Below are 16,632 nucleotides of genomic sequence, written 5' to 3' on the forward strand. Positions count from 1 at the left end.
ATAAAGCTATAAAAACCACATCAATCGCAAAAATTATTTTTACAATATTAACGCGGCTATAAACAATCTTATTTTAGGATTTTTATAGTAGCATAAATCCTCAGCCATGCTACTGACAGCACTTTACTGACTAAGAACTGACGAACATAAGAAAGTTTTGCGAATAATGCTACAATAGCCAATACTTAAAAGGACTTAAAACCTAAACCTAGAAATCTTGAGTTTTAAACACTTTGGGTCTTAAAAATCTTGAGACGCTGTGCTTTTTTCTTTATTCTCATTCATCATAAGTGACACCGCGATTATGACGACCACAACCCCGCTATTATTAATTACTGCTGATCCCAGCCATCCGCTGGCATATCTTGCGCTACGCTATGCGCGTACCTATCTAGCAAACACTGATACAAATAATAATGACACGAACAATAATGATGAGACCGATAACAGCAATAATAATGAAAACGTACCTGCGCCATTGAATATTTTTTTCTATGCCGATGCCGCCAATACCGCCAATCGCTTGCGCTGGCAGTCAGCAGACCAGATGAATATCACTCAAGAGTGGCAAAAGCTTGCTGAGCAATATCAGTTGACGCTGCCTGTTTGTGTCAGTACGGCGCTTAGCCGCGGTATTTCAGATAGCGAAAATAGCACTCGCCATCAGTTAGATAGCGAAAATCTGGCAGCTAGTTTTGAGCTGGTAGGACTGAGTGAGCTTGCGATGATGATGCAAGGTAACTGTCGTTTACTCCAGTTTTAAACAGCGTTTTACATGACAACTCGCTGTCAAAACAGCCAACTTAATAATAACCAGATGAATAATAGTGGTTGGCGATAATCAGATTAGGAATACATCATGAAATTACTCATTCGCTTGCATACGCCTACCGAGATGGTAAGTTATGAAGGCTGCGCGCTGGCTTTAACCTTAGCGACTTTTGGTCATGAGGTGCAGCTGTATTTGGATGCGCCGGTCTTTGGTTTTTTAATGCAGCCTGAATCACGTTTGCATGGCATGATTCAGTCGCTTGAGTTATATGATATGCCAGCCGCTTGGTTACCGGACGATGTGTTTAGCGGTTGGATTGCGGGCATGTTACCGGCAGATTTGGCGACGCAGCTGACCTTGATACCAGAGGTGGTAAATTCGCAAGAATTTGACCAGATCTTAGTCTTTTAGTAGCAACTTTTTGGGCTAGGACGAATTTACATTGTTAATATTTATTTTAATATGACAACAAATATAGTAAGTAAGCGGACACGATTATGGCAACTTTATATCAATTACATAGCAGTATGGATACGCTCAGACGCAGCACAGAACAAATGACATCGACGTGGCGTGCGGGTGATAGCATTATATTATTGGGCACAACGGTCGCTTTTATTGACTGGTTTAATGCTTATTTGGAAGACCTTGAGTACATTGAAACAAAAGATGTAGCGGCTATTTATGCTCTCGCTGAGGACGTAGCGCAGCTGAATGATAATACGGCGGCAAAGCTCAATTTATCCGCCAAATTAACGGCTGTTTTGAGCGATGATGAATGGGTCGCCTTAACTCAAAATACTTATGCGAATGGCGCTACCTTTGATAAAGTGGTAACAATTGCTCTATGATGAATCCTAAAGATGATATTACACCTGCTGAGAAGATGACTGCAGTGGACTTAGACCAAGACGGGCATTTATGCGACCATACAGTTTGGACGCCTGCGATTGCGCAGCAGCTCGCGAATACTCTAGATGTAACTTTAAATGCTGAACATTTAGCCATCTTACAGCAGGTACGCGCATTTTTTACCAAATTTAATCACGCGCCAGCGACCCGCCCGCTGATTAAATGGCTACAGCAAACCTTGCCTGAGCATGACATCAGCAATCAAAAGCTCCAGCAGTTATTTAATACGGGTTTGGTTGCCCGTCATGTCAATCGTCTTGCTGGCTTGCCAAAACCGCCAAATTGTTTATAAAACACGTGGTTTATAAAAAAAGTAGCAAAAAAGCGGTTAAAGAAAATTAAACGACTGATTTTCTTTAACCGCTTTTTACCCAATCACCCTGCTAGCTTCTCTATCTCTACTCTATTTTGGGTCATAAACGGTCAAGGTGTCATAACCGATACTGCGACCTTCATCGCCGTCAAATCCTTGCTGTCGCCAAACTTCATACAAGCATATTGCCACGCTATTAGAAAGATTTAAACTGCGCGAATCCGCAAGCATTGGTAAGCGTAGCCAGTTATCAGCGCCGATATCGGTACGGATATCCTCTGGCAGCCCTGCCGTTTCAGAACCAAAGACCAGCGCCACATGATGTGATGATGGGCTATTAGACGCACTGCTGTCTAAATGCTGAGTCGTTTGTCCACTAAAATCATAGTCATAAAACGGTTTACTCAGCTTAGTCGTCAGCGCGGTGATAATCTCGCAACCAGTCGCTTGTAGCGCTTGCTTGGTCATTGCCCAATCGTCATGTACTTGCAGATGAGCGTATTCATGATAATCGAGACCTGCACGGCGTAGCTTCTTATCGTTGAGCTCAAACCCTAACGGCCTAACCAAATGTAGCTGCGCCCCACTATTGGCACATAAGCGTATAATATTGCCAGTATTGCTAGGCATCTTTGGCGCTACCAACACGATATGAATGGTCATACAAACTCCGTAAATGATTTAAGCGTATTGTCTAAACTTATATGGCAGACGTAATCAAAAGTTACAGTTTACTGCCAATAATTACATTTTGATACTGGGCACTGATTTTAACTTTGATTATCATGACCCTAATGGATAACGAGATAATTTAAAAACATTGTCCTTGTATCCTGTAACCCCTCAGTGAAACTTAAGCAAAACGCTATAGTTTACTGTTATTACTTATAAACCCTGTCTTTTTTGAGGAAAAAATTATGAAAAAATTAGTTATCGCTTCTTTGACTGCTATGTTTGTACTAACTGGTTGCAACACGTTTAAAGGTCTAGGCCAAGACGTATCAAGTGCTGGTGGCGCTGTAACTGGTACTGCACAAGACGTACAAAACAAAATCTAAGTCTGAGCCTTTTTAGACTTATGTTAAAGAAGCTTATCATTTGGTAAGCTTCTTTTTTTATCTGCGAATTTTACAAAAACACTCTTAAGATCTGATTAAGATATCTTCTCCCCAGCGCCGTTGGCTGTAAGTGTTCATGTTCATCTACCAATAACCCTTGTTGAATAAGTTGATTTACTTCTAGAGCAATATTGTCATAGCTCAGCCCTGTTCGAGCTTCAAACAAAGACCATGTCACGCCTTCACGTAAACGTAAGGCATTAAGCATAAACTCACTGACCAGCTCATCACTCGCAATTGCCTGCCAGCCGACCATTTTTGGCGCGCCCTCTTTTTTTATATTATTCCTCGTGTCGATATCAAAAGTCATATAGTCTTTTGGCATACGAGATTTGCTAAAGCGATAAATACCCGTCTCTGTTGATACCTTTTTTAATACCTCATCAGACACTCTATCAGCCGTTAATGTTTGATTTCCATATCTATCATCAATGGTGACTTTACCGTGCGCACCAGCACCAATCGCTAAATAATCACCAAATTGCCAATAATTGACGTTGTGACGGCAAGGTTTATCGGACGCACCTGCCCAGGCCGACACTTCATAGTTGTCATAGCCCAAACGCTCAAGCAATGTCTGCCCCGCTTGCTCAATATCTGCCAAACTATCTTCATCGGGTAAAATCGGCTGACTGCGATAAAACACCGTATTTGGCTCAATCGTTAGCTGATACCAAGAAATATGTGTAGCACCTGCCTCATGCGCCATTTGAATATCGTTCAGGGCTTCACTCATCGTTTGCTGCGGTAGCCCATGCATCAAATCGACGTTGACACGTTCAAATCCAGCGCGACGAGCGGCTTTAATAGCTGATAATGCTTGGGTGGGATTGTGAATACGCCCCAGCGTGGTGAGCTGGCCAGCAGCAAAGCTTTGTACGCCAATCGACAAACGATTGATGCCTACATCTAAATACTGTGCAAATGGTGCATGCTCAAGGGTGCCTGGATTGGCCTCCATCGTCACTTCAATGTCACCTGCAAACTGAAAAATCTCACGCAAACCGTTAAATAAACGCTGATACTGGGCAATGGGCAGTAGCGACGGTGTACCGCCACCGATAAATATTGAGCTGATTTCTCGCCCTTGGGTTAACGCTTGCTGTGACGCTGCATCAAGTAATAGCGTATCGACGTATTCATCATACATAGATAGCTGACTGTCCATCGGCAGCTCATGCGAATTAAAATCACAATAAGGGCACTTTTTCACACACCAAGGAATATGGATATAAAGTGCTAACGGAATATCTTTCACTATAAGCGCACTTGTTTCGTTCCGATTAGTAGCGTCAAGATTATTCGAAAAATGAGCGGATTTGATATTTGACATAAGCGGACTTATCTATAAAGGAGTAGCTGCGGTCATCAGCAGAAAGTAGCGCTAGGATAACGGCTGGGCGCGCTAAAGAAAAGCCTAATCAGCATAAATTGGCCATAAAAGTATTGGGAACAATCGGCGTTTGCAGCAATAGCTGATAGTGGTAATGCTAGATAAGCTCGATAACTACAAAGAATAGAAATGAACACACAATGAAAATAAATGATGAGCAGCTTTTAAAGCCATCACTATTAAATCGTTATGATTACACTAATAATTTTACAAGGATAAAACCATGGCATATTGGCTTATCAAATCCAATCCTCGCTGTTTTAATATAGAAGATTTACAACGTGCGGGCACGGAGATGTGGGATGGGGTACGTAATTATCGCGCCCGCAACTTTATGCGTGACGATATGAGAGTCGGCGATACAGCATTTTTTTATCACTCTAGCGCCAAACCTTCTGGCGTCGCTGGTATCGTAATTATCAGCAAAGCTGGTTATCCCGACCCAACCCAGTTTCACCCCGAACATCGCCATTATGATCCTAAAGCAACTGAAGATGAGCCGCGCTGGTACATGGTAGATGTGACTTTTGAGCAAGCCTTTATCGATATATTGCCATTAGCGCAGCTTAAATTTTTGCCGGCGCTTGAGGATTCTTTATTGCTAAGAAAAGGCTGTGAGCAGCTGACCATTCTGCCGCTTGAACCCAAGCATTGGAACACGATTATGGATATGGCAGAAGAGCTGAATCTGTTGCCAGAGAATGATAGGATTTGACGGTAACGATGGCGTAAGAATTTTTATGGTATGAGTGCACATTTATCCACGCACATACCTGATAGATTTTGCTATATTTATGCACAGAAATTATTTTTTATTTACGCTTCTCTCTTATTGTTATAGCAATCGACCATCAGGACTCATTTATGAGCGCACCCAAGCTACTATTATCTGTGTTAACCGCCAGTATCCTCAGTCTAACTCTCAGCGCCTGCGGCAGTGATGGCGATAAAGTTAAGAAAGAATATGATCGCGTAGAAGATCAGGTAAAAGACGAATACGATCGCGTAGAAGATAAAGTCAAAGAGAAATATAAAGAGGTCGAAGATAAGTTAAGCGATGATGAAAAATCCATGGCTGAGATTTTGGAGTCGGTCTTTTTACCAGAAGAATCGCTTGATAAGTTCTTGGATAAGTTAACGCCAGAAGGCGGTCGCGGCGGTCTTTATGTGGGTCACTTTGTCGAGATTGATGATGGTGACGACAGCGATATCGATATCGGTGCGGTATACTTTGATATCAGTAAAGATGGCGCTGGTAGAGTTGATGGTAGCTTTAGTTATCAGCAGCAAGCTTGCCAAGAAAACAATGTGTTAGGTATCAATTCAGCAATTAAAGTCGACAACTATATCGCGGGTAAAGTAACGGGTAGCCTTGATACATTAAAATTTTTAGATATTAAGTATGTCAGCGATTTAGGCATAGAGACACCAAACCTATTAACAACTTTTGCTGGTAACTTTGCAAAAAATGAAGCAGGTGCGCCTTGGAAAGGCAGTTTTGAGTACCAAGACGGTCTGGGCGGCAAGAAATTATCAAGCGGGCAAGATAATTGTAATGTCAGCTATACCATCAGCGACCGCTCTAACTTTAAGACTTACCCACTTGATTATCAACTTGGCGAGCTAAACCTAGATATTACCGGTAATGGTAGTCAAAGAACCGTCATCTGGCAAAATTCTAGCAATACTAAGCACGTCTTAGTCAGTCAAATTGATGTTAATAAAGCAGAATCAGGCGCTAACGGTTATGTTCAGAATCTGCTATTGAGCAATCTTGAAACTCAGTTTGCGCCTGTTATTCCCGATCGCTCAACCAATTATGCGATTGTCGTACAAGCATTCGATGCCAATAACAGCTTGATTGGCTATCAAGCGCTGGTGCAAGATTTACCTGAATCGTTATAAATAGTTGCTTTTGTCTGTACTGCTACCCTAGCTAAAGGAGAGCCAAGTATGAACGAACACTGTTAAACCACTAACCTCATGCTTTAGCTTATTTACTATTTTTTCTGATGATGACCTGTCAATTCTACTTACAGATTGACGGGTCATTTTTCATTTTGGTCTTACCTGTTTAATTTTTTACTCTGTCGGCATGTTGATATTAATAATCATTAAAAATGGACTTGCTCATATTATTTATCGGAGTATTATCGTCGCACCAATCCTATTTCACTGTTTCGCTATTAACTTGTTGATGGCAGCATTTGCTCATCCACAATAATTACTGCAAAGAATAAAAAGTTGCTCATTATGGTTTTCCCATTATCCTTTAGAGATTTTAAAAGTTACAGCTTACGCTTAGGCGTACTCGCCCTCCCCATCTTAATTACCCAGTTTTGCCAAGCTGCGCTCGGTGTCGTCGACGCCATTATGGCGGGCAGAGTTTCTGCCCTTGATTTGGCGGCCGTGGCTGTCGGCTCCGGTATTTGGCTGCCGCTGTTTTTATTGGCAACGGGTATTTTGATTGCCACCACGCCGCTTATCGGCGAAGCCATCGGCCAAAACAATCATAGCCAAGTGCCGCATATTACCCAGCAATCGTTATGGACGGCCGGCGTCATTGGTATTCTCGGCTTTATCATTGTCAATCTAGCGCCCAATATACTTGGGGTGATGGGCGTACCTGAAAACATCCAACCCATCGCTGCGCAATATTTACATGGGGTATCGTTCGGTTTTCCGGCAATCGCGGTCTATGCCGTGCTGCGCAGTTACTGTGAGGCGCTCGGCCGACCAGAGCCGGTGACGGTTATTAGTATCATCGGGCTACTTGCCGATATTCCGCTTAACTATATTTTTATCCACGGTTTATTTGGTATGCCCGAAATGGGCGGCGCTGGTTGCGGGGTAGCAACGGCCATCGTACTTTGGATTAATGTCTTGCTGTTAGCGACATATACGAGCTTTACCAAACGTCAGCAATTTGCCAGTACGCGCTTCTTTTATGCTTTTGCCCGTCCTAACCGCACGCAAATTAAAAAATTACTAAAACTTGGTATTCCGATTGGTATCTCTATCTTTTTTGAAGCCAGTTTATTTAGTTTAGGGGCACTAGTTATCAGTCCGCTCGGTGAGATTGCGACCGCCTCGCATCAAGTGGCGCTATCAGTGACGTCGCAGCTGTTTATGATACCCATCTCGGTGGCGATGGCGCTGACCATTATGATATCCAACCGCTTTGGTGAAAAAAATCTGATGGCGCTGCGTCAAGTATTAGCCACAGGGCTTGTATGGACGGTTATCATTGCGCTGGTTTCTATGCTTGGCGTTTGGTTGTTTAGACCGCAATTGGCGGCGGCATTCACCGATAATCCTGTGGTACGCGCGCAAGCCATGCACTTACTCATTTTCGCCCTCGCTTATCAATTATTTGATGGCTGGCAAGTCAATGTCGCTGGTATATTACGCGGTATGCAAGATACCAATGTGCCGATGTGGGTGACGCTATTTTGTTATTGGTTGGTTGCTTTACCGCTTGGCGTTTATCTGGTGCGCTTCACCGACGTTGGCGCGCAGGGTTTTTGGATGGCGCTCATCACAGGCTTATTCTTATCGTCTATATTATTAAGTTTGCGTCTGCGCTATCAGCAAAAACGCTTGACAACATTATGGGCTTGATGCGCTCATACGCTTGGTTCGAACGTAGCGTCTAGTAACCATGACTGGCGCTACCTTATGACATCGACTATGATAAATCATTGAATATTTCTTACGCTTAAGCACGCTTACGTCATAATATGTAAAAAAACTCAGTTAACAACTGTACATCGATTGCTCATTGGCGTGAATATAGGTATCATTAGCAATTACCAATACAATATTTAGTTACACTATTTTTTTTCTAGAAATTAGTACAAGGCAAAATTAAAATTATGGATATTGAAAAAATACGCACCCTGATCGCACTCATGGAAGAAAGTGAACTGGTTAATTTAGAAATCAGCTCAGATGACGAACACATCAGTTTGACTCGTCACTATGATGCGCCAGCACCGACGATGATGGCTGCGCCTGCCGCAGGTGCTGCACCTGTCGCTGCCGCCGCAAAAGCCGCTGTCAAAGCTGGCAGCGTTGAAACCTCGCCAATGGTGGGTGTTTATTATTCAGCCCCAAGTCCTAATGACCCGCCATTTGTAAAGGTCGGTCAAAAAGTACAAGCAGGCGATACGCTTGGTATCATTGAAGCCATGAAAATCATGAATCCTCTTGAAGCGACTCAAAGCGGCGTCATTGATGAAATCTTAGTGGATAATTCTGAAGTGGTACAGTTTGGTCAGCCAGTCATACGCTATAAAGCGTAACGCTATCTACCAACCTTTACTTTGTAATGATTGAGACCTCGTTATTATTCATCGACATCAGCGCTCGATTTGTCTAAATTTGATGTAGCGCAGTTTGCTGTTACGATGTCCAAAATAGCGAGGCTATCAATGACTGCCGCTTTGACAAGGATGACCCCATGATAAAAAAACTGCTCATCGCCAATAGAGGTGAGATTGCCCTACGTATCGTTCGAGCTTGCAAGGCGCTTGGCATAGAGACCGTTGGTGTTTATTCAACGGCGGATGCCAATTTAATGCATCTGCGCTTTGTTGATGAAGCCATCTGTATTGGCAAACCCAACGCCAACCAAAGCTATCTCGATATTAGCACCATTTTGACCGCCGCTGAAATCACGGGTGCTGATGCTATTCACCCCGGTTATGGTTTTTTGGCAGAAAATGCTGAGTTTGCTGAACGTGTTGAAGAAGCTGGTTTGACCTTTGTCGGTCCCAATGCTGACCACATTCGCTTAATGGGCAATAAAGTATCAGCCATTAATGCCATGAAAAAAGCGGGCGTACCAACAGTCCCCGGTTCAGTGGGTGCCGTCACTTTGCATAACGCTGAAGAGCAAGCGCGCAATATCGGCTTTCCCCTCTTGATTAAAGCTGCTTCTGGTGGCGGTGGCCGCGGTATGCGCGTTGTTGAGCGTTTTGATGAGCTTATTGGCCAAGTACAAGCTGCCAAACAAGAGGCTGAGCTGTGGTTTGGTGATGATACCGTTTATATGGAGCGTTATCTCCAAAATCCGCGTCATGTAGAAGTGCAAGTACTGGGCGATGGTAATGGCAATGCCATTCATCTGTATGACCGCGATTGTTCATTACAACGTCGTCACCAAAAAGTCTTAGAAGAAGCACCTGCCCCAGATATCCCTGACGATGTGCGTCAGCCTATTTTAAATGCTTGCGTCAAAGCTTGTGAGCTGGTCAAATATCGCGGCGCGGGTACGTTTGAGTTTTTATTTGAAAATAATGAATACTTTTTTATTGAGATGAATACTCGCGTGCAGGTTGAGCATCCAGTGACTGAGATGATTACCGGCATCGATGTCGTCGTTGAACAGCTTAAAATCGCCGCCGGCTACGGTTTATCTTATCGTCAAAGCGAGATTGAAATTCAAGGCCACGCCATAGAATGCCGTATCAATGCCGAAGATCCAGCGACCTTTATGCCTTGTCCAGGTACGGTCAATCAGTTGTTTGCCCCAAGTGGCGCGGGCGTGCGTTTTGACTCGCACCTCTACCCAGGTTATGAGATTCCAAGCTATTATGATTCCTTGATTGGCAAGCTGATCTGTCACGGTCAAACACGTCAGCAAGCGATATCTAAAACCCTGCATGCGCTTGACGAATTGGTGATTGAAGGTATCAAAACCAATATATCCTTGCATCGTGATGTGATTTTAGCGGATGATAAATTTGTTAATGAAGCGCAAAACATTCATTATCTAGAAAGAGAGTTATTAACGTCTAATAAAGATAAATCTGATTCTGCTTCTTAGTTAGTCTTAGTCTTTTTGTTTAAGCAGAAATTAAAAAAAACCGCTACCTAAATGAACTGCCCCCCTAAACTTGGACGGTTTAAGTTTACAACAAGGACTGAGTTCTGTACTTAACAGGACTCAGTCCTTTTAGTTTCAGCTGAATTCTTTCATGATTATAATAATGCATATACTCATGAATCTGTTTCTCTAAAGCCTCAATCGAGGTCGGCTTTTCAAGATAAATAGTCTCACACTTTAGTGTACCGAAGAAGCCTTCCATCAATGCATTGTCTAAGCAGTTGCCTTTTCGGCTCATACTTTGCTTAATGTCATTCTCTTTAAGCGTATTCGCAAACGTCTTCATCTGATAATGCCACCCTTGATCTGAGTGCAGTGTTAGCTCCTCCTTGCGCTTTGTAGGTATGCCCTTAATTGCACTATCTAGCATCTGTTTCACCAAATCATACACCGGTCGTCTTGAGAGCGTATAACTGATGATCTCATTGTTGAAGCAGTCTAGTATCGGTGACAGATACAACTTCTCATCTCCTATTTTAAACTCTGTAATGTCAGTAAACCACCTGCGATTGGGCGCTTTCGCTCTGAACCTGCGTTTGACTCTATTCTTAGCAATGACGCCACACTGACCTTTATAGGATCGATACTTTTGCTTTCTAATTCTTGCACTAAGCTTAAGCTGTCCCATAAGCCGTGCGATAAGTTTATGATTATAAATCAAACCTTCATTTTTAAGTGTCTGGGTGATTCTACGGTAGCCATATCGACCTTTATGGTGATGGTAGATATCACGGATACGCTGTTTAAGATCGGCGTATTTATCTTTACTAGTAAGACTCGCTCTATGGTAGTAGAAGCTGCTCCGCGCAAGCTTTGCTATGGCGAGTAGATCAGATAATGGATGATGCTCTCTTAATCCTTCGATGAGCCTTGCTTTGTCTGGTTGGCTTTCCTCTCTTTGAGCAAGGCATCGAGCTTTTTTAAATAAGCATTCTCCGCACGCAAATACTCATTCTCGCGTTTGATCTCTTCTATACTCTTTTCATGGTCAGGTTTGTCAGTGAGATAAGGATGCTTCACAGTGGGTCGTCCTTTAGCTTTAGCAGTTAAGCCTAGCATACCATGACGGGCATAGGAGCTACGCCAAGCACTGATTAAAGCAGGTGAGCTAATGTTAAACCTCAAAGCGGCTTGTGATTGACTTAAACTTTCACCTGCCATTGTGGTCAGGACTTGAAGCTTGAACTCACGACTGTAGATGGCTTTGCCAGTTTTAGGTTTGATTGCAAGTATACCGTCTTTTAAGTACTGGTTGACCCACTTAAAAACATCTTTATCATTAATATTAAAATGCTTTGCGGTAGCATAAGCGGAATGACCTTGCTGATAATAGACGATCACTCTTATCTTAAAGTCTATGTCGTATTTCATAAAATAACCCCCAAAAGTTGTGTCCAACTTATGGGGGTCAGTTCAAAAAGATAGCGGTTTTTTTATATGTCTAAATTTTATAAAGTGCTGCTTAAATTTTATAAATAACGCTAAAAGAATGCTAAGGTAATATTCTGGTGAAATTCATAAAGCATTCTGTACCCTCAGGATCGGCGCACCACTGCATTTTATTGCCTTCATGGTTCAAAAACGCTATTAATGCCTCGCCAGTTTGATCTACCTGATTACCCGAGCAATCGACTTCGTTATTATCATAAACCGTTTTTAGCGCAATAATAGGTAAGCCTTCATCACGATGGGTGACTAAGTAACGCCCGTAAGTCCACTCTTTACCACTGACTGCCCACATCTCATTATCGGCCGCAAAATTATAAATTTCCCGACATTGAGTAGACTTAGCGGTTAGCAGGTTTTTACTGCTAGTTGGCTGCACCTTGACGATACGCTTTTCATTTTGGATCAACACGCCACCCTCAGCGCCAGTGCCTACTTTTGGTTCATCAATTTTGCCCAGCTCCATCTTTGACGCCGCCTGCTTAGCTTGCGCTTCTTTGGTCATCGTGATGCCACTGTCTAAATCTATCTCCCACTGTCCGGCGATAGCGGGACTGATATGGGTGGTAATGGTAGGTTTACTAACCGCTTCACCGTTCACTGGCAGTGACGCTAAAATAGAAGCCAATGAAAATGAAGCAAAAGATATAGGTTCCATAATTAACCTTTTTTAATATTATAATAATAAATAAGACGTACATTAGCGTAAGTCTTAGACACCAAAAACACAAGTAACATTATGCTATTAGTCGTACGACTTTGATCAACCATGACCTCAACGTAACCCTTCATCAATAAATTCATGCCCAATATTGTTTTTAAAACTCACCTACCAAATATTAAGTGTATATACACAAAAATAACGCCATGGCTAATTTGCAAAAGCCATGGCGTTATAGACTAACATCGTAAATCGAACTATTTTATTATCGGCTAAAGGCGATATTAAGCAGCAACTGGACTAGCCGCTTGAGCAAAAGCAGATAACGCGCCTTTCAGCATCGCTGATACCGTGCTACTACAAGTGCCGATGCCTGAGTAAACATCACCGTCAACATTTAGTTGAATGTAAGCCGCGGCATTGGCGTTGGTTTTATTGTCATTATTGGTATCATCATCGATACCATTACCGCTGTTGTGCTGCGGATTAATCGCATGCTCAGCGTAGTTGATGACATGGATAGATTTACCTGTGTGCTGCGCAAGCCCATCAATAAACGATGACAAAGGACCATTACCGGTTCCGTCAATAGTAATGGTGTCGCCATTCATCTGTACTTGACCGTTAAAGTAGACCTCGCCGCCTTTGTTATTGACACTATAATCTAGAAGCTCGAAGCTGCCTTGCTGTAGATATGTCTCTTCAAAGGCTTGTAAGATTTCATCGTTTTGCAATTCACGAGCAGCGCTTTCCGCTTGTTTTTGGACCACGCCGCTAAAGTCAATTTGCATCCAGCGCGGTAAATTAAAGCCATAATTGCGCTGCAAGATATAAGCAACGCCACCTTTACCAGATTGGCTATTGATACGCACCACATCTTGATAGCTGCGACCGATGTGCGCCGGATCAATCGGCAGATAAGCAACGTCCCAAACGTTATTGGTTTCATCTTGATGTTTTTCATTGTAATCAAGAGATTTTTTAATAGCATCCTGATGCGAGCCGCTGAAGGCGGTAAACACAAGCTCACCAACGTACGGATGGCGCGGATGTAGGGGCAAGTTATTACACTCGCTCACCACTTGTACAATCTCGCTCATATTACTAAAATCAAGCTCGGGGTCAATACCTTGACTAAACAAGTTCATCGCCATCACCATGATATCCATATTACCCGTACGCTCGCCATTGCCAAGCAAAGTGCCCTCGATACGATCGGCACCAGCAAGCACGCCAAGCTCGGCAGCAGCTACCGCACAGCCACGGTCGTTATGTGTATGTAAGCTTACCGTGACATGCTCACGCTGGGCAATATGACGACAAAAATACTCAACTTGGTCGGCAAATACGTTTGGCGTTGATGCTTCAACCGTCGCCGGCAAGTTTAAAATCACTTCTTGGCCGTTTTCAGGCTGCCAAACCTCACACACCGCGTCACAGACTTCGACCGCATATTCCGTTTCTGTTTGGCTAAAGCTTTCAGGCGAATACTGAAATACCCATTCTGTTTCAGGATATTTGGCTGCGTATTCAACCAATAAATTAGCGCCAGCAATGGCTATTTCTTTAATTTCTGCTTTATCCTTAGCGTATACTTTTTCGCGTTGTACGCGGCTGGTTGAGTTATAAACGTGGACGATAGCACGCTTCGCGCCTTTTAATGACTCAAAAGTACGGGCAATCAAATGCTCACGCGCCTGCACCAATACTTGCAAGGTCACATCGTGAGGGACATGATTTTCTTCAATCAACTTGCGAGCAAAATCAAACTCTACTTGCGCCGCCGACGGAAAACCAATTTCAATCTCTTTAAAACCCACATCGACCAAGGTTTTAAAAAAGCGCATTTTTTGTTCAATGGTCATCGGATCAATCAGCGCCTGATTGCCATCACGCAGGTCCACGCTTGCCCAAATTGGTGATTTCTCAATCGTCTTGCTCGGCCATGTACGATCTGCTAGCACAGGAGCAAACGCAAATGGACGATATTTACGGAAATCAAAAGCGGCATTTTTTGGGGTGACTTTTGCAGGCGCGCGGTCTGCATTGCGTGTTGCTTGATTAGGCATAATCAATCCTTAGATAACATAAAGAGCTGAGTTGAAGTATAGTTTTAACTGGGCAACTAATGACCAAGCACTCTTTATCATACGAGATAATAAAAGTTTATGCCATTATAATAACAAAGTTTCTGTTCTAGAAATCAGCTTTATTTAGCTACTATTTATAAAATTTTAGTGAAATAGACCACTGTCTCACCTATAATTAGATTATTCCACTAGATAGGTGATATCCGATGTTAAATAATCATACGAACAATGTTTTACCTATAGATATTGATGCTACCGACAAACAGTTATTACGCTTACTACAAACCCAAGCACGTATGAGTATTACCGAGCTTGCCGAGCAGGTGAATTTATCGGCGACCCCTTGCGCGCGCCGTATCAAACGCTTGGAAGAAGCAGGTATTATCACCGGCTACCATACCCAGACCGATGCGCAAAAACTTGGCTATCCTTTAGCCGTTTTTATTGCGATTAGCATGGATCGCCATACTGCAGATCGCTTTGAGCATTTTGAAGAGAAAATTCAAAGTTTCGATGAAGTGGTGAGCTGTAGTATTGTCACCGGTCGCACCGAAGATTATCTAATCAAAGTACGGGTGCGTGATATGGCACATTATGAAGAATTTTTATTACATAGGCTCAATCGCATCGAAGGCGTCGCTCAAGTGCATACCAGTTTTGAGCTACGAGAAGTCTTTAGCCGTAGCGTGGTCTAGTTTGACTGCTTTTGAGCTTGACGCTGAAAAAAGAAGACTAAAACCAATCCCACTAATAAACCGCTCGCTGCGACCAATAAACCCGCGTTAAAATTATCCTGTTTCCCTGCCAGCGCTACCGTGACCAGCGGCCCTATGAACTGCCCTATGGCATAGGCCAAAGTTGCCAGTCCAATCAGCAAATTTGAGTAAGCGGGATTGATATTTTTAATTAAATTTAGCGTCATTGACACCATACCGACAAAGGTTAATCCTAAAATCACCGCATTACCGTACAAGCCAATAGCGCCATCAAACCATAGCGGTAAACACATGCCAAACGCTTGTAATAACGTCAACCCCATCAAGGTTCTGCTTTCGCCAATACGCTTGGCAAGCGCGCCCCAAATAGGGTTCGATAGCATGGCAAAGATACCAACCACCAACCAAATCAGTAGCCCTGCATAGCTTTGTGCTGTCAGGCGCTGCGTTGCCATGACTGGCAAAAAAGTCGCCGACGTAATATAACCAAACCCCGCCAGCACATAACTTGCCGACAGTAATGCAATCGCCTTGCTATGACCAGCGGCCGCTTCATATAACGAACGTTTAAAATTACGATAAGCTTGCGGTACAGATAGGTTTTGATTGTTATGGTTTAATTCGGCAGGCTTCGATTTGAGAGCCTTTTGCTGAAAGGATTGTAAATTAGAGGACGTGGATTGAGATGAGTGTGAAGCGGACGAAATCAAGCTTTGTGGTCTGATAGCATAAAGTAGCCATAATAACGGCAGACTGATAACTCCTGCTACCAGCCAAATAATATCAAAATGATAACCGAGCGTTAATAGCCACCATGTCAAGACGGCAGAGGCACTGATACCGACGCCAATCCCCGCATAGTGCAAAGCTGAGAGCACTGAGCAGCGCTCATTGCTAAAGTTTTGAATAACCAGCGATGAGCTTAAAATCATGGCCACACCGCTGGCGATACCCGATAGTAACCGAATAACATACCAGCTATTTAATGACAGATTTGGCACCACCAATAGCATGGTGGTCACGATGCTGACGGCTGTCCATGTTATGAGCATTTGCCATGTCAAACGCTGGGGCACAAACATCGCAATCAGCGCCCCAATAAAATAACCACTATAATTGACCGAAGCCAGCCAACCTGCAATGACCGTCGATAACGATAATTGCGTCATGATATCAGGTAAGGTGGCGGTAAATAAAAAGCGCCCAAACCCCATCACTACTGCCAGACAATACAACCCTATGCAAGCAATCGCCGTTTGATGGGTAATAATAGTAGCAGCACGGCTTTTAAGAGCAGTCATCATGACAGAGCCATTTTGTG

General features: G+C 43.2%; 17 protein-coding genes and 1 pseudogene. 11 read left to right on the forward strand and 7 right to left on the reverse strand.

Annotation, left to right across the window (positions count from 1 at the left end; all coding sequences use genetic code 11):
* Positions 1–304 precede the first annotated feature (304 nt).
* The 4 genes from tusD (at position 305) to AB8P72_RS07565 (ending at position 1,976) form a co-directional block, all read left to right on the forward strand.
* Positions 305–763, forward strand: a complete 459-nt coding sequence (gene tusD / locus AB8P72_RS07550) for a sulfurtransferase complex subunit TusD (RefSeq protein WP_369957560.1) — start codon at positions 305–307, stop codon at positions 761–763.
* Between the two features lie 96 nt (positions 764–859).
* Positions 860–1,183 carry a hypothetical protein gene (locus AB8P72_RS07555; RefSeq protein ID WP_068408719.1) on the forward strand — a complete coding sequence of 108 codons (324 nt, stop codon included), beginning with the start codon at positions 860–862 and terminating at the stop codon, positions 1,181–1,183.
* Positions 1,184–1,269: 86 nt separating this feature from the next.
* Positions 1,270–1,623 carry a hypothetical protein gene (locus AB8P72_RS07560; RefSeq protein ID WP_068408717.1) on the forward strand — a complete coding sequence of 118 codons (354 nt, stop codon included), beginning with the start codon at positions 1,270–1,272 and terminating at the stop codon, positions 1,621–1,623.
* Positions 1,620–1,976, forward strand: a complete 357-nt coding sequence (locus AB8P72_RS07565; RefSeq protein ID WP_369811270.1) for a TusE/DsrC/DsvC family sulfur relay protein — start codon at positions 1,620–1,622, stop codon at positions 1,974–1,976. The genes AB8P72_RS07560 and AB8P72_RS07565 overlap by 4 nt, the downstream gene beginning before the upstream one ends.
* A 111-nt stretch (positions 1,977–2,087) precedes the next feature.
* Here the strand turns inward: AB8P72_RS07565 and AB8P72_RS07570 are convergent, their stop codons facing one another.
* Entirely contained in the window at positions 2,088–2,660 is a 573-nt protein-coding gene (locus tag AB8P72_RS07570; RefSeq protein WP_306495103.1) for a tRNA (cytidine(34)-2'-O)-methyltransferase, read from the reverse strand.
* A 254-nt stretch (positions 2,661–2,914) separates the two neighbouring features.
* On the opposite strand from AB8P72_RS07570, the gene AB8P72_RS07575 reads away from it, so the two are divergent.
* Positions 2,915–3,055: an entericidin A/B family lipoprotein gene (locus AB8P72_RS07575; RefSeq protein ID WP_289050264.1), complete on the forward strand. Its 141-nt coding sequence runs from the start codon at positions 2,915–2,917 to the stop codon at positions 3,053–3,055.
* Between the two features lie 70 nt (positions 3,056–3,125).
* On the opposite strand, the gene hemW is transcribed toward AB8P72_RS07575, so the two are convergent.
* A complete protein-coding gene (gene hemW / locus AB8P72_RS07580) occupies positions 3,126–4,448 on the reverse strand; it encodes a radical SAM family heme chaperone HemW (protein WP_289050266.1) in 1,323 nt (440 codons plus the stop codon).
* 283 nt (positions 4,449–4,731) lie between these two features.
* On the opposite strand from hemW, the gene AB8P72_RS07585 reads away from it, so the two are divergent.
* The 5 genes from AB8P72_RS07585 to accC all read left to right on the forward strand — a co-directional run bounded on the left by AB8P72_RS07585 (position 4,732) and on the right by accC (position 10,338).
* Positions 4,732–5,223 (forward strand): EVE domain-containing protein, encoded by a 492-nt coding sequence (locus tag AB8P72_RS07585; protein ID WP_289050268.1) that lies wholly within the window; start codon positions 4,732–4,734, stop codon positions 5,221–5,223.
* Positions 5,224–5,372: 149 nt separating this feature from the next.
* The gene (locus AB8P72_RS07590; protein ID WP_289050270.1) at positions 5,373–6,413 is read left to right on the forward strand and encodes a hypothetical protein; all 1,041 of its coding nucleotides are present in this window, start codon (positions 5,373–5,375) and stop codon (positions 6,411–6,413) included.
* A gap of 348 nt (positions 6,414–6,761) precedes the next feature.
* Positions 6,762–8,129 carry an MATE family efflux transporter gene (locus AB8P72_RS07595; RefSeq protein WP_305935565.1) on the forward strand — a complete coding sequence of 456 codons (1,368 nt, stop codon included), beginning with the start codon at positions 6,762–6,764 and terminating at the stop codon, positions 8,127–8,129.
* A 254-nt stretch (positions 8,130–8,383) separates the two neighbouring features.
* Complete coding sequence (gene accB, locus AB8P72_RS07600; RefSeq protein WP_144296917.1) at positions 8,384–8,812, forward strand: acetyl-CoA carboxylase biotin carboxyl carrier protein; 429 nt, start codon at positions 8,384–8,386, stop codon at positions 8,810–8,812.
* A 158-nt stretch (positions 8,813–8,970) separates the two neighbouring features.
* Entirely contained in the window at positions 8,971–10,338 is a 1,368-nt protein-coding gene (gene accC, locus AB8P72_RS07605) for an acetyl-CoA carboxylase biotin carboxylase subunit (protein WP_305935566.1), read from the forward strand.
* Positions 10,339–10,423: 85 nt separating this feature from the next.
* On the opposite strand, the pseudogene AB8P72_RS07610 reads toward accC, so the two are convergent.
* From AB8P72_RS07610 to leuA, 4 genes and pseudogenes are all read right to left on the reverse strand, one after another.
* Positions 10,424–11,266 (reverse strand): annotated as a pseudogene (locus tag AB8P72_RS07610) (IS3 family transposase); the annotation flags it as partial.
* A complete protein-coding gene (locus AB8P72_RS07615) occupies positions 11,251–11,769 on the reverse strand; it encodes a helix-turn-helix domain-containing protein (RefSeq protein WP_198328863.1) in 519 nt (172 codons plus the stop codon). The gene AB8P72_RS07615 and the pseudogene AB8P72_RS07610, both read right to left, overlap by 16 nt.
* Before the next feature lie 121 nt (positions 11,770–11,890).
* Entirely contained in the window at positions 11,891–12,502 is a 612-nt protein-coding gene (locus AB8P72_RS07620; RefSeq protein ID WP_198328862.1) for a hypothetical protein, read from the reverse strand.
* A 287-nt stretch (positions 12,503–12,789) separates the two neighbouring features.
* Complete coding sequence (leuA, locus tag AB8P72_RS07625; protein ID WP_198328861.1) at positions 12,790–14,574, reverse strand: 2-isopropylmalate synthase; 1,785 nt, start codon at positions 14,572–14,574, stop codon at positions 12,790–12,792.
* A gap of 227 nt (positions 14,575–14,801) precedes the next feature.
* On the opposite strand from leuA, the gene AB8P72_RS07630 reads away from it, so the two are divergent.
* Positions 14,802–15,290 (forward strand): Lrp/AsnC family transcriptional regulator, encoded by a 489-nt coding sequence (locus AB8P72_RS07630; RefSeq protein ID WP_068408697.1) that lies wholly within the window; start codon positions 14,802–14,804, stop codon positions 15,288–15,290.
* Here AB8P72_RS07630 and AB8P72_RS07635 read toward each other — a convergent pair.
* Positions 15,287–16,615, reverse strand: a complete 1,329-nt coding sequence (locus AB8P72_RS07635) for a YbfB/YjiJ family MFS transporter (RefSeq protein ID WP_369957561.1) — start codon at positions 16,613–16,615, stop codon at positions 15,287–15,289. The two genes, AB8P72_RS07630 and AB8P72_RS07635, sit on opposite strands and share 4 nt — an antisense overlap.
* Positions 16,616–16,632 lie beyond the last annotated feature (17 nt).

Origin of the sequence: Psychrobacter sp. CLB018 (assembly GCF_041222815.1) — a bacterium.
In the GTDB taxonomy this organism is placed as follows: domain Bacteria; phylum Pseudomonadota; class Gammaproteobacteria; order Pseudomonadales; family Moraxellaceae; genus Psychrobacter; species Psychrobacter faecalis.